Here is a 12,841-nt window from a genome sequence, read left to right as displayed (position 1 = left end):
TGCTCACTCCTGTGCCTGCGCTAGACGGTTCGCCTCGAACTCTTCCTTGAGCTGCGTGAACTCCGCCTCCGTCACCGCGAACTTGGTGACCAGGCTGCTGGGGTCGGTGGCGACGAAGAACAACCACTCCCCCTCCTCCGGCTCCAATGCGGCCTCGATGGCATCCGCACCGGGACTGACGATCGGACCGATGGGCAGACCGGTTCGGTAGTAGGTGCGGTAGTCGCTGCCGGAGTCCCTGCAACGAATGAGCTGGTCGTCGTTGAGTGCGGTGCCGTACTCGTCGAGGACGTAGAAGCAGGTGCTGTCCATCCCCAACTGCATATTGATGTCGAGACGGTTGTAGACGACCCTGGAGATCTTGCCCATGTCCTCGACCCTGCCGGTCTCGGCCTGGATGATCGCCGCTGTGGCCATGACCTCGTTGGGGGTGTACCCGATCGCCTCGGCCCTCTCGACCAGGTCGATCTCCTCGGCGACGCTCTTGTGCCGGTTGACCATCTGCTTCAGCAGGTCGGCTGCGGTGGTGCCGGGATCGATCTGGTAGGTGTCGGGGAAGAGGAACCCTTCGGGCCCGTTCTCGGCGTAGTCGGGCAGGTCGAGCGCTTCCTCATCGGCGTAGGCGGCACCCAGGTCCGCCGGCTCCATGCCGGTCTCCTCCGCGATCAGCGGCAGGATCTCGACGGCACGCAGTCCCTCGGGAATGGTGAGGCGCACCCCGACCCGGGCCTCCGGGGTCAGGAGGAGCTGCACGGCCGCGGCCCCGCTCATCTGCGAGCGCAGCAAGTAGGTACCGGGGGCGAAGTTGGCGTTTTGACCGCGAAGCTCGTTGGTGAACGCACGCACGCTCTTGACGACACCGGCCTCCTCCAGCTTCTGGGCGATCGTGGTCCCGGAGTCGCCGTTCTCGATGACGATCTCGACCTCACCGTTGCCCTCGCCGGAGTAGTCGGGGGGGATCACGTAGGTGCTGAGCAGGGTGTAGCCACCGAAACCGCCGACGCCGAGCAGCACCACGAGCACCATGACCGCGGAGAACGAGGCGAACCCGCCCTTGCGCTTCCGTTTGCCCTTGGCCTTGCGGCGTCCGCCTCCTCGGCGTCCGCCCCGGTCGTCGTCATCGTCACCGCGCCTGGAACGCCGCGAGCGGGGACGCTCGTCCTCGTCGTCCTCGCCGTGCTCCTCGGCGTCGAAGGGAAGGGGCAGCGAGCCCGTCCCCTCCTCCGGGTCGGAATCGATGTCGCGCTCGCGGCGCGAGCGGCGGGAGCCCCGCTCCGGGGCCGGATCCCCACCAGGGACTCCGACCAGCGCCTCGACCGGCTCCTCCGCGGGCTCGGCACGGCGTGAGCGCCGACCGTCCGCCGGTTCGGCGCCGCGCCGGACACGCCGGGGAGTGTCCACGGGGTCGCTGTCGGCCGGCGCCGCGAACGCCCCGGTCTGCTCCCCCGTTCCCTCGTCGGCGACCGCACGCGGACGGCGGCGGGGAGGGGGAGCGTCGTCCAGCGGATCGGGCCCTCGTCCGGAACTCCGGTCGGACTCCGGGGCCAACTCGTCGTAGGAAGGTCGCCGCCGCGGACCGCGGCGGCGGTCGGTCGGGATCGGACCGGTACCGGGGTGCGCACCGAGTTCCTCGGCACCTGTGTCGGACCTGCGGCGGCGGCCCCTGGGTTGTTCCTGGAGCGGATCCGCCACTGGTGCGGCGGTGTCGTCTTGGATACGGGGCATCGAGCCGGTGTCGGCCGGGCCCGGCCGGCGACGTCGGCCACGCGGCCTCTCGGTGTCCGCGCCGAGGTCGAGTCCGGCCGCGGGCGTGCGCGGCCGGTCCGCCTCTTCCGGCGCGGGGCCTTCCCCCCGTCTGCCGACTCCGTGTTCGTCGCGGTGGGCGCGTGCACCCGGCTCTCCCCGCCGTCGGAACTCGGCGTCGTCCGCGGACTGCCAGGGATCGGTCACCGGTTCGGGTCGGCGCACGCGAGGGTCACGGGGGGATCTTGATGCACGGGGACGATCGATGTGGTGGTCGTTGCCGCTCATGGGTCTTCCTCGACGAGTTCACCGGGGGGCTGCTCGGTGCGCCGTTCGGCGTCGAGTGCGCTCTGCAACAGCACGGTCGCGGCGGCCTGGTCGATGACCGAACGCCTTGCCCGGCCGCCTTGGGCACCTCGTTTGCCGTAAGAGGCTCCCGCCCGCAGCTGGTTCTGTGCGGTGACGGTGGTCAAACGCTCGTCCACCAGACGCACCGGGACGGGGGCGAGCTTGCGCGCTAGGGCGCGGGCGAAGGAGCGCGCGCTGCGCGCGGCGGCCCCCTCCGCTCCAGAGAGCGACGCCGGATAACCGACAACGACCTCACGCGCCTCGTACTCAAGGACGAGGGCGACGATGCGGTCGAGGTCACCGGCCCCCCGGCGGATGGTCTCCACCGGGGTTGCCAGAGTGCCGCTGGGATCGCTACGCGCGATCCCGATCCGGGCGTTTCCGGGGTCCACCGCGAGTCGCACACCGTTTCTCAACGGAAGAGCACCTCGCAGCGCCTGCCGGCGACGCCGACCGCGGGGACGGTCGGCGCGCGATCCGGGCCGGTCACGGGACCTCCGAGACTCGCTGTTCCACGGCGCGCAGCGCCGCGTCCACGGCAGAGGCGTCGGTCCCGCCGCCCTGGGCGACGTCGGCCTTGCCACCGCCGCCGCCACCGAGCGCGCGGGCAGCGACACCCACGAGGTCACCGGCTTTGAGACCGGCGGCCTGCCCGGTCTTGTTGACCGCGACCACCACGACGGGACGGTCCTTGGGGACCGCCACGATCGCGACGGCGACCGGGTGGTCCTCGCCCAGGCGGCCACGCACGTCGAGGGCGAGCGTGCGCAGATCGTCGGGTCCGGTCCCGTCGGGCGCACGGTGGGCCACGACCCGGACGGAGCCGATGTCGTGCGCGCCCTTGGCCAGACCGTCCGCGGCCTGGAGGACCTGGGCGGCACGCAGCTTCTCGATCTCCTTCTCGGCCGCGCGCAGCCGGGAGACCATCGTGTCGATGCGCTGGGGCAGGTCCTCGCGCGGAGTCTTGAGTTGCTCGGAGAGCTGGCCGACGAGCGCCGACTCGGTGGACAGACGCCGGAAGGCGTCGATACCGACCAGGGCCTCGACCCGGCGTACCCCGGAACCCACCGAGGATTCGCCCAGCAGCTTGACCAGGCCCAATTGTCCAGTGGCACCGACGTGGGTACCGCCGCACAGTTCGCGGGAGTAGTCGCTCATCTCCACCATGCGCACGGTGTCGCCGTACTTCTCGCCGAACATTGCCAGCGCGCCCATGGCCAGCGCGTTGTCGAGCGTGGTCTCGTGGTAGCGGACCTCGATGTCCTCGGCGAGGACGGTGTTGACCTCTTCTTCCACGTGGACGAGCTGGTCGCCGGTAAGGGCCTTGCCCGCGGTGAAGTCGAAGCGGAGACGCCCCGGCTGGTTCTCCGACCCGGCCTGGCCGGCGGAGGGGCCAAGTGCGTTGCGCAGCGCGGAGTGGATGAGGTGGGTGGCCGAGTGCGAGCGCGACACCGAGCCGCGGCGACCGGTGTCGATGGCGGCGTGGACGGTGTCGTCCACGACGACCTCGCCGCTGCGCACGGTACCGCGGTGGGCGAACAGCCCGGCGATGGGCTTCTGCACGTCGTCGATGTCGACGACGCCGCGGCCGTCGATGGTGACGGTGCCCTTGTCGGCGAGCTGGCCACCGCTTTCGGCGTAGAAGGGGGTGCGGTCCAGGACGAGCTCGACCTTGTCCCCTGCGCGCGCGATGGTGGCGTCCTCGCCGTTGACGACGAGGCCGAGAACGGTGGCCTCGCCCTCGGTCTCGGTGTAGCCGAGGAAGTCCGTGGGACCGGACCTCTCCAGCAGCCGCGCATAGGTGCTGACGTCCGCGTTGCCGATCTTCTTGGCCTTGGCGTCGGCCTTGGCCGCGTCCTTCTGTCCCTGCATCAGCCGGCGGAACGCGTCCTCGTCCACGGTGAGGCCCTGCTCAGCGGCCATCTCCAAAGTGAGGTCGATGGGGAAGCCGTAGGTGTCGTGGAGCTGGAAGGCGTCCGCCCCGGAGAAGCCGGTACTCCCCGCGGCCTTGGTCCGCTCCGCTGCGCGGTTGAACAGCGTGGTGCCTGAGCGCAGCGTGTCGGCGAAGTTCTTCTCCTCGGCGTCGATGACCCCGTGGATCTGGTCGGCGTTGGCCCGCAGTTCGGGGTACTGCTCACTCATGACACTGATCGCGGTCTCGGTGAGGTCGTGCATGTGGAACGACTCGTCCCCCGAGAGCAGCCGCAGGTTGCGGATGGAGCGTCGCAGGATACGACGCAGGACGTAGCCGCCCTTCTCGTTGCCGGGCTTCACACCGTCGGCGACGAGCATTGTGGCGCTGCGCACGTGGTCGGCGATGACCCGCAGGCTGACGTCGGCACGGGGATTCGTACCGTAGGCGACACCGGTGAGGTGGGCCGCGCGCTGGAGGATGCGGCCGAGGGTGTCGGTCTCGTAGATGTTGTCGACGCCCTGGAGCAACGAGGCGAGACGCTCCAGTCCCAGGCCGGTGTCGATGTTCTTGCTGGGCAGGTCACCGAGGATCGGGTAGCCCTTCTTGGTGCCGCCCTCCCCACGTTCGAACTGCATGAACACGAGGTTCCAGATCTCGACGTAACGGTCCTCGTCGGCGACCGGGCCGCCCTCGGCGCCGTGCTCGGGACCGCGGTCGTAGAAGATCTCCGAGCAGGGGCCGCAGGGTCCGGGCACGCCCATGGACCAGAAGTTGTCCTCCATGTCGCGGCGCTGGATCCGGTCGGGCGACACGCCCACCTTGTCGCGCCAGATCGCCTCGGCCTCGTCGTCGTCGAGGTAGACGGTGACCCAGAGACGGTCGGGGTCGATACCGAAGCCGCCCTCGGCGACCGGGTCGGTGACAAGCTTCCAGGCGAGAGGGATCGCCTGCTCCTTGAAGTAGTCACCGAAGGAGAAGTTGCCCAGCATCTGGAAGAAGGTCGCGTGACGCGAGGTCTTGCCGACCTCTTCGATGTCGTTGGTGCGGATGCACTTCTGGACGCTGGTGGCCCGGTCGTAGGGGGGTGTCGCCTGCTCCAAGAAGTACGGCTTGAACGGCACCATCCCGGCCGGGACGAACAGCAGCGTCGGGTCGTCTGCGACGAGACTTGCCGAGGGCACGACGGTGTGTCCGTTGTTCTCGAAGAAAGTGAGGAATCGGCGAGCGATCTCTGCCGTCTCCATTGGTGCCCTCCCGTATCGGTCCTACAGCCACCGGCAGCGGTACGCGGTTCCCGGCGGCATGGCCTACGACAACGTAGGCGCCCATCGTAGGGTTAAAGGTCGTGTGGACGCTCATCGGTTCGCGCCTGCGCCGCGGGCGCGGGCGCCGGGAACGTCCAGGTGGTGCGGATTGGTACCGGTAGTTGACTCCGGTCTGCCGGCCGGGCAGGGCCGCCCCGAATCTACCGCCAAGCCTATTCATCGACGCGCAAAGCATGTCGCAGGCGCAAGAAAGCCACACATGCAAACAGCGAAACGCACGCCCAGTGCCCACCACCCCGAACAATAGTGCGATCGGGGCGTGTGGCATAACCGTTACCGGACGAGCGTCAACGAACCGGAACAGGCGCGCGTCGGCTCCGTGCCTTCGAGCCGGGGCCCTCCCGGTCAGCGGGGCGGCGTCCCGCTGAGGGGAGTGGCGAGAACCCTGGTCGTCCTTGTTCCGTCGGCTGTTCCCGTCGATCGGGCGGGGACGGGGCAGCCGAGGCACCGCCCGGGCGCACACACCTCGCCGAGACACCGGGAGCAGTGCGGGACGCGGCAGTGACAGCCCCTGTGGTTGCCTTGGCCCACAAAACTCTCGGCAAGGAGCATCATGCGCTGGACCGTCCACTCCGAGAAACCGCTCTACCAGGACCGGTGGCTCGACATCCGTGTCGCCGACGTGGAGGTCACCGGCGGCAGGCACCTCGAACACCGGGTGATCCGTTCGGCGCCCGGCGCGGGCGCGGTCGTCATGAACGAGGCGAGCGAGGTGCTGCTGCTGTGGCGGCACCGGTTCATCACCGACACCTGGGGATACGAGATTCCGATCGGGGGCGTCGAGGAGGGCGAACAGCCCGCGGCCGCGGCCGCCCGCGAGGTGGAGGAGGAAACGGGCTGGCGACCTGGCCCGCTTCGGCCGTTGCTGTATACCCAGCCCTCAAGCGGGATCTCCGACTCAGCGCACCACATCTTCTTCGCCCGGTCCGCTGAGCATATCGGCGCACCGCAGGAGGACTGGGAGGCCGAACGCATCGAATGGGTCCCGTTGAACCGGGTGCCTGCGCTGGTGGCCGAACGCGAACTCGTGTCGGGAACCTCGATGAACGCGCTGCTGTACCTCGTGGCAACCGGCCTTGGCACGGCCCGGCCGGCCCGATCGGTCGTCGAGGAGACTGCGCCGGGCCACACGGGGGAGAGTCCACCGGCGCGGGCCCCGGGCGGCCCCGTGAGGCCCCCGGACGCCCTCGGAGGGTGAAGGGCCCCGGGCCCGCGCCGTTACGCCCCGGGCAACACGCCCCTGTGCCTTCGAGGCTCCACAGCGGCGGTGTCCTCGGCCCCGTAACGACGGAGCAGTTCGGCCTCGCGCTCTTCCACCGCTCCGGCGATGTCGTCGTTGAGCTCGCGGATGGCGGAGCGGTACTCCAGGACCCGGTCGCCGACACGGTCGGCCACTCCGCTGGGCCCCCAGGAGCGCGCGGTCCGGTTGAGCTTGTGCACGAGGTAGCCGCCGAGTGCGGCCCCCGCAACGAAGTAGATTCCTTTGCCGATCATGCGCGCTGCCTCCTGCGCCGGGTGCGGATCAGGGCGACAGCCCGACGACGGCCCAGTACCTGGCGCACCCCGTACGAGAGTGATGCCGCCTTGACGAGCGGGCCGGTGACCACCGAACGCGTGAGGGACGTCATCGTGGAGACGTCCTCGCTCGTGGTGGCGAGGTTGGCGGTGATCTCCTCGACCCGGTCGAGGGACCCGTTGGCGCGCTCGACCGTGGCCGTGACATCGTCGAGCAGCGGCCCGGTGCGCTCGCGCAGTTCTGACACCGCCTTGGTCGTCTCGGACAACAACCGAGTGAGCTTGATCAGGGCAACGCAAAGGAATGCGGCCAGCACCGCCCAGATCACGACGGCGATCAGGGCTGCGAGCTCTCCTCCGGTCAGCATGCGAACTCCGCTAACTGTTGGTTCGTTCGGACAGGGAACGAGCGGGAACGGCGCGGGCACCGCGTTGCCACGCGCTGGGCTGGTGAAAAGTCACGGTCGGTGACCGGGAACGCGGTCCTCGCGGTCGAGAGGAGCCGGACAGGGGGACACTACCGCCTCCGACCATCCGGAAACCCGTAACCCGGATAGCGCGTCCTAAACGTACGGCGCCACAACACGCGGTTTTCGTTACGATTGCGCAGCGCGGCTCCGCGCCTCCCGCTGTTTCCCCTCCCCCACGGCATCCCTTGAGACAGGACCACGATGAGCCGACGTTCCGAACGGACAATTTCCGTTCTGGTACCGCCCGATCTGGGCCCCATCGCCCCCGAGGACCCGCAGGCGATCGGCCCCTACGTGCTGGTGGGCCGCTTCGGATCGGGCCGCACGGGCACCGTCTATGCGGCGGTGAACCCCGCCGCGGGCACGGACTCCCTGCTCGCGGTCAAGACGCTGCCTCCCGCGCGCGTCGCCGACCGGAACGCCCGCGCAGAATTGGACCGGCGGCTGCGCGCACTGGCCGGAGTGGACGGCCGCTGCTACGTGGCGCCCGTCACCTTCGACTCCGCCGGCGATCCGCCTTGGCTGGCAATGCCCTACGCCTCCGGTATCCCCCTGGCGCAATACGCCCGAAAGCGCGGTCCCCTCACCCCCGGCCGGCTGATCGCGTTGGCCGCGGGGCTTGCCGAGGGTCTCTGCTCCCTCCACGCGCACGGCCTGTCCCACGGCGACCTGACCCCCAGCAACATTCTGCTCAGCTCCACCGGCCCGCGCATTCTCGACTGCTCCCTCCCCGGCGATCCCGAGTCGCTGCGGCGTTCCGCGGCGTGGCTCGGCCCGGAGCGGCACCACGGCGCCGCACCGAGTCCCGCATCCGACGCCTTCGCCTGGGGGGCGATCATCTCCTTCGCGGCGACTGGACGGTTGCCGTTCGGCATGGGCGAGCCCGCGGTCCTGGCTGCCAGGGTCGAGTCGGAAGCCCCCGACCTGGAAGGCGTTCCCTCCGAATTGCGGCCGCTGCTGGAGTCAGCACTGGCCAAGGACCCTGCCGAACGTCCCGATGGTCAAGAACTGCTGCGCGCCTCCATCCAACTGTGGGAGGAGGGGCTGGGCACCGTCGGTACCGAGGCGGGGCCCGGAACGGGCGTGACCCGGCTGCTGAACCGGGAATGGCAGGGCATCGTGGAACCTGCGCTCCTGCCCCGGGTGGTGCACCTGAACGAGCGTGGCAAAGGTAAGACCGGCAAGGCCGCGGCGAAGACTTCGACCCTCCGGCCGGCAGCGTCAACGGCCACCGCCTCTGCCGCGAAGGCGCCCCGCAGCCGCGCCCTGCTGCTGACGGGTAGCGCCGTGCTGGGTGCTGTCCTGCTGGGCGGAGCGGCGTGGGCCGGGGTGGCCGCGTTCGGCGGGGGTTTGGGTACCGCCGCACCGCTGCCCTCCCCCAGCCCCTCTCCGAGTTCTTCCCCGACGCCGCCGCCTCCGCTGGACAGCGGGACGATGATGGTGCGCTTCGACGGCCCTGCGGAGAACAACCTGCTGGCCGGCCCCTGGCCTTACACGCCGGTGCAGGAGGTTGACCCCGACGCCGGGCTTCCCTCGTCCGAGGAGATCGTCACTCCGCAGGAGTGGAGCGCGCGGTGGACACCTGTCGAGGGTGCCGAAGAACCGCTGGAGGCGCTGATCGCCGCCGATGCCGAGGTGCTGTGCGCGCACTTCTGTCTGGCCGCCGGACAGGTCTACACCGACGAACAGAACCGGGGCACCTATACGGTGACCGGCCGCGACCTGGTCAACTACCTCAGTTGGGGTGATGTGGTGATCGCGGAGGCGACCTTCGGTGAGCCCGACCCCGAGACGGGGACTCCCTCGATCATTCAGGTCACCGAGGTGTACCCGCCTGCACCCTGACGTCCGGGGGCGAAAGGCGAAGGGGCTCGTCGCGCTTGCGCGACGAGCCCCTTCGTGCCGACGGTGACCGGTTTCAGTCAAGGAGCGGACACCCCGGGGGCCGGGCGTTCATAATCGGGGGATGCGGCTCTCTCCCCCGGTACTGCCCTGCACCGTGGCAGCGCTGGTCCTGTGTGCCTGCGGCTGCTCGGTGTCCGCTCCCGAAGCCACCCCCGCCTCGGCTTCGTCGCCCGTCACGACCGCCGTGACGCTGCCACCGCTGCCCGAGCAGGGCCGGGCGGTGGTCTTCCTTGCCTCGGAGGTGGAATCGGCGGAGACCCGTCCGCCAGGACGACTGGCGGTGAACTACCTCCAGGCGGAGGTGGTGGAGGAGGAAACGGCCTCGGTGGCCTACGGCAAGCCGTTGTGGGGCATCTCCGAGCAGGCAGTGGTCCAGTGGGCGCAGGTTCTGCCCGACGCCGACGTCAGGTGCGGGCTGCTGTGTGCTCCCGACTGGGTCACCGAGCCCCTGTTCGACCCCACGGGGTCGCCCACCTGGATCACCACCCCGGTGGACCTGGTGTGGTCGGTCAACGATCGTGCCGACCCGATCCCGGTCGAGATCACTTACACCACCGAGGACGACGGGACACTGCGGCTGTCCGCGGTCACCGAAGTCCCACAGATCGACGGCGGAGGGTGATCCCCAGCCTTCTCGTCACGGCCCTCGCCCTCCGCTGCGGGTGGGCACGGGACGGGCGGTGAACAGGCGCCGTTGTTCACAACGGACGCAGAACTCCCTTGATCCGCTCCAGCACCTCGCCGAACCGGCGCTCTGCCCCGTGCGTGGTGGGATGGTAGTACTGCGTGCCGTCCAGGGAGTCGGGGGCGTGCTGCTGGGCGACGACTCCGCCTGGATGGTCGTGCGGGTAAAGGTAGTCCTGGGCGTGTCCCAGTTCCTTCGCACCCTTGTAGTGGCCGTCGCGCAGGTGTGGGGGGACCGCTCCGGTCTTGCCTGCGCGCACGTCGGCCGATGCGGCGTCGATGGCGCGGACGACGGCATTGGACTTGGGCGCGAGCGCGATGTGGATGACCGCCTGGGCCAGGTTGATCCGTGCCTCGGGCAGACCGATCAGCTCCACGGCCTGGGCCGCCGCAACAGCCACCTGCAGTGCGCTGGGGTCGGCCATCCCGACGTCCTCACTGGCGTGCACGACGAGGCGACGGGCGATGAAGCGCGGGTCCTCTCCGGCCTCGACCATGCGGGCCAGGTAGTGCAGTGCCGCGTCCACGTCGCTGCCACGCATACTTTTGATGAACGCGCTGGTGACGTCGTAGTGCTGGTCGCCCGAGCGGTCGTAGCGCACCGCGTTTCGGTCCACCGCGCGCTCGACGTCGGCGAGGGCGATCTCCTCTCGCCCACCGGCGACCAGGGCCGCTGCCTCCAGATAGGTGAGCGAACGGCGGGCGTCGCCCCCTGCGAGACGGACCAGGTGCTCGGCGGCTTCGGAACTGAGGGTGTAGCGGCCTCGGAGCCCCCTGCCGTCGGTCAGTGCACGATCGACGACGGCACGGATGTCGTCATCGGTGTGGGACTCCAGGGTGAGCATCAGCGAGCGGGACAGCAGCGGGCTGATCACCGAGAAGAAGGGGTTCTCCGTGGTGGCCCCGATGAAGCTGACCCAGCGGTTCTCGACCGACGGCAGCAGTGCGTCCTGCTGGGTCTTGCTGAAACGGTGCACCTCGTCGACGAACAAGAGCGTGCGGGTCCCGCGCATACCGAGTTCGCGCCGTGCATTGTTGACGACGGAACGGATGTCCTTGACCCCGGCGGTGACGGCGGAAAGCTCCACGAAGCGGCGCTTGGTGGCTTTGCTGACCACGGTGGCCAGGGTCGTCTTGCCCGTACCCGGCGGCCCCCACAAAAGCAGGGACATCGGGGCGTCGTCCTCGACCAGGCGTCGCAGCGGGCTGCCCTGACCGAGGAGGTGGCGCTGGCCGACGACCTCGTCGAGGGTACGCGGGCGCATCCGCACCGCCAGTGGTTCCTGGCCGCGCTGGGCCTCGGCCCCGGCATCGTCGAACAGTGTTTCGGACACGTGTTCAGCGTAGGCGACCACGCAGAGCGGCGGGACGGCAACGGGCGAGCACACGCCACACGGAGGGATGAATGCCGCAAGATCCGGCTTCTGGGGCAGTATGGGACAGGGACTGTGCCATACTGCCCCGTTCCGATCGCTCCGAGGAGGTGACGTCGTGCAGCCGCTGGAGGCCACCGACCCTCTCCACGTGGGGCGCTACACCCTGCTCAATCGGTTGGGGGCCGGCGGAATGGGTCAGGTCTACTTGGCCCGCTCCCCGGGGGACCGGTTGGTTGCGGTCAAGACCGTGCACCGTCAATACGCCGCAGACGAGGAGTTCCGGATCCGCTTCGCGCGCGAGGTACTGGCTGCCCGGCAAGTGAGCGGCGCTTTCACCGCACCGGTGCTGGACGCGGATCCCGAGGCGGAGATCCCGTGGCTGGCAACCGCCTACATCAAGGGCCCCACCCTGCAGGCCGAGGTGGAGGCCCGGGGCCCCATGGCCGAATCGGAGGTACGGGTACTCGCGGCCGGCCTCGCGGAGGCACTCATCGATGTGCACCGGTGCGGTCTGATCCACCGCGATCTCAAACCGGCGAATGTACTGCTGGCCGAGGACGGGCCCCGGGTGCTGGACTTCGGTATCGCCCGGGCCGCCGACGGACTCGCCATCACCGGAACCGGGGTAACCGTGGGCACCCCCGGCTACTGGTCGCCTGAGCAGGTGGAGGGCCAGGAGTTGGACGCCAGGAGCGACGTCTTCTCCCTGGGCGCGGTCCTGGTGCTCGCGTCGAGCGGACGGCCCGCCTTTGGCACCGGAGCGGCGTTGACGATGCTCAAACGGGTCAGCACCGACCCACCGGACCTGAGCGGGGTGCCCGATTCGTTGCGGCCGCTCCTGCTGGACTGCCTGGCCAAGGAGCGTGCCGCCCGCCCCGATCCCGAAGAGATCCTGAACCGGCTGGGTGACGCACGCGGAGCCGCCCCCCTGTCCGGCACCGCCCCGGTCCCGGTGGGCGAGACTCCGGCTGTCGCCCCGACCCGACGGTGGGGCGAAGGCTCCGATCTCCAAGCCGCCGAGACGATGGCTCCGGAACGAACGCTGGCCGATATCGAGCGCCTGGTCAATGCGGACGCGGCCGGCAGCGGACGCGTGCCCGACGTCCGCGACGCTCCGGGCGAACCCGTGGACTCCGACGGGGACGACACCGAAACGGGGAAAGACCCCGAGAAGCCGGCGGAGGAGGCCGTCCCCGACGGTGAGACGTTCCAGGGAGCGCTGATCGGAATGCTCCTGCTGTTCGCGCTTCCGGTGATCCAACTGCCCGTGGGGTGGATGGCCTCGGCGCTGTGGGCATGGTTCACCCAGGCCACCCTGCTACCGGACTGGCACTACCCGGGGTTCTTCACCGCTGACGGCTTCCTGCACGCGCTCCGGCTGGGTTATCTGTTGGCCACCGTGGTTCCTGGCTGGTTCGTGCTGCTGGGAGCGGCCAGGAAGACGTTCAACCACGAGATGGGCCGCAGTGACTGGGGCGGTGTTCTGGGCGTGGTGATCTCGATGGTGATCGCGGTGCTGTTCCTGTTGGGCTGACCGGTCCGGGCGGACGTCCAGACGGG

Annotated in this window: 10 protein-coding genes; 4 read left to right on the top strand and 6 right to left on the bottom strand. The window is 69.7% G+C overall.

The genetic code is table 11. The features are described from left to right. Positions 1-3: 3 nt before the first annotated feature. From mltG to alaS, 3 genes are all read right to left on the bottom strand, one after another. Positions 4-2,031 carry an endolytic transglycosylase MltG gene (mltG, locus tag AC0VYP_RS07045; RefSeq protein WP_475473082.1) on the bottom strand — a complete coding sequence of 676 codons (2,028 nt, stop codon included), beginning with the start codon at positions 2,029-2,031 and terminating at the stop codon, positions 4-6. Continuing rightward, a complete protein-coding gene (ruvX, locus tag AC0VYP_RS07040) occupies positions 2,028-2,507 on the bottom strand; it encodes a Holliday junction resolvase RuvX (RefSeq protein ID WP_285759503.1) in 480 nt (159 codons plus the stop codon). The genes mltG and ruvX overlap by 4 nt, the downstream gene beginning before the upstream one ends. Before the next feature lie 70 nt (positions 2,508-2,577). Beyond that, entirely contained in the window at positions 2,578-5,250 is a 2,673-nt protein-coding gene (gene alaS / locus AC0VYP_RS07035) for an alanine--tRNA ligase (RefSeq protein ID WP_285759501.1), read from the bottom strand. A gap of 634 nt (positions 5,251-5,884) precedes the next feature. Here alaS and AC0VYP_RS07030 point away from each other — a divergent pair. Further along, on the top strand, positions 5,885-6,529 hold the full coding sequence (locus tag AC0VYP_RS07030) for an NUDIX domain-containing protein (protein ID WP_475473080.1): 645 nt from the start codon (positions 5,885-5,887) through the stop codon (positions 6,527-6,529). 20 nt (positions 6,530-6,549) lie between these two features. Here the strand turns inward: AC0VYP_RS07030 and AC0VYP_RS07025 are convergent, their stop codons facing one another. Together AC0VYP_RS07025 and AC0VYP_RS07020 are read right to left on the bottom strand one after the other, a co-directional pair. Next, complete coding sequence (locus tag AC0VYP_RS07025; RefSeq protein WP_285759498.1) at positions 6,550-6,825, bottom strand: DUF6167 family protein; 276 nt, start codon at positions 6,823-6,825, stop codon at positions 6,550-6,552. After that, positions 6,822-7,214, bottom strand: a complete 393-nt coding sequence (locus AC0VYP_RS07020; protein ID WP_285759496.1) for a DUF948 domain-containing protein — start codon at positions 7,212-7,214, stop codon at positions 6,822-6,824. The genes AC0VYP_RS07025 and AC0VYP_RS07020 overlap by 4 nt, the downstream gene beginning before the upstream one ends. A 303-nt stretch (positions 7,215-7,517) precedes the next feature. Here AC0VYP_RS07020 and AC0VYP_RS07015 point away from each other — a divergent pair, with 303 nt between their 5' ends. Next, on the top strand, positions 7,518-9,161 hold the full coding sequence (locus tag AC0VYP_RS07015) for a serine/threonine-protein kinase (RefSeq protein ID WP_475473078.1): 1,644 nt from the start codon (positions 7,518-7,520) through the stop codon (positions 9,159-9,161). 121 nt (positions 9,162-9,282) lie between these two features. Continuing rightward, positions 9,283-9,843 (top strand): hypothetical protein, encoded by a 561-nt coding sequence (locus tag AC0VYP_RS07010; RefSeq protein WP_285759494.1) that lies wholly within the window; start codon positions 9,283-9,285, stop codon positions 9,841-9,843. Between the two features lie 76 nt (positions 9,844-9,919). Here the strand turns inward: AC0VYP_RS07010 and AC0VYP_RS07005 are convergent, their stop codons facing one another. Continuing rightward, positions 9,920-11,239: a replication-associated recombination protein A gene (locus AC0VYP_RS07005; protein WP_475473077.1), complete on the bottom strand. Its 1,320-nt coding sequence runs from the start codon at positions 11,237-11,239 to the stop codon at positions 9,920-9,922. A 157-nt stretch (positions 11,240-11,396) separates the two neighbouring features. On the opposite strand from AC0VYP_RS07005, the gene AC0VYP_RS07000 reads away from it, so the two are divergent. Beyond that, positions 11,397-12,815 (top strand): serine/threonine-protein kinase, encoded by a 1,419-nt coding sequence (locus tag AC0VYP_RS07000; RefSeq protein WP_285759491.1) that lies wholly within the window; start codon positions 11,397-11,399, stop codon positions 12,813-12,815. Positions 12,816-12,841: the final 26 nt, after the last annotated feature.

The organism is Nocardiopsis sp. iso_186, assembly GCF_056173365.1.
This window is presented reverse-complemented; position numbering and strand designations above follow the sequence as displayed.

What these genes read in the sequence shown, in the direction of transcription:
- mltG (WP_475473082.1), bottom strand. Translation starts at nt 2,031, where the DNA reads ATGAGCGGCAACGACCACCACATCGATCGTCCCCGTGCATCAAGATCC.
- AC0VYP_RS07010 (WP_285759494.1), top strand. Translation starts at nt 9,283, where the DNA reads ATGCGGCTCTCTCCCCCGGTACTGCCCTGCACCGTGGCAGCGCTGGTC.
- AC0VYP_RS07030 (WP_475473080.1), top strand. Translation starts at nt 5,885, where the DNA reads ATGCGCTGGACCGTCCACTCCGAGAAACCGCTCTACCAGGACCGGTGG.
- AC0VYP_RS07015 (WP_475473078.1), top strand. Translation starts at nt 7,518, where the DNA reads ATGAGCCGACGTTCCGAACGGACAATTTCCGTTCTGGTACCGCCCGAT.
- AC0VYP_RS07020 (WP_285759496.1), bottom strand. Translation starts at nt 7,214, where the DNA reads ATGCTGACCGGAGGAGAGCTCGCAGCCCTGATCGCCGTCGTGATCTGG.
- AC0VYP_RS07025 (WP_285759498.1), bottom strand. Translation starts at nt 6,825, where the DNA reads ATGATCGGCAAAGGAATCTACTTCGTTGCGGGGGCCGCACTCGGCGGC.
- alaS (WP_285759501.1), bottom strand. Translation starts at nt 5,250, where the DNA reads ATGGAGACGGCAGAGATCGCTCGCCGATTCCTCACTTTCTTCGAGAAC.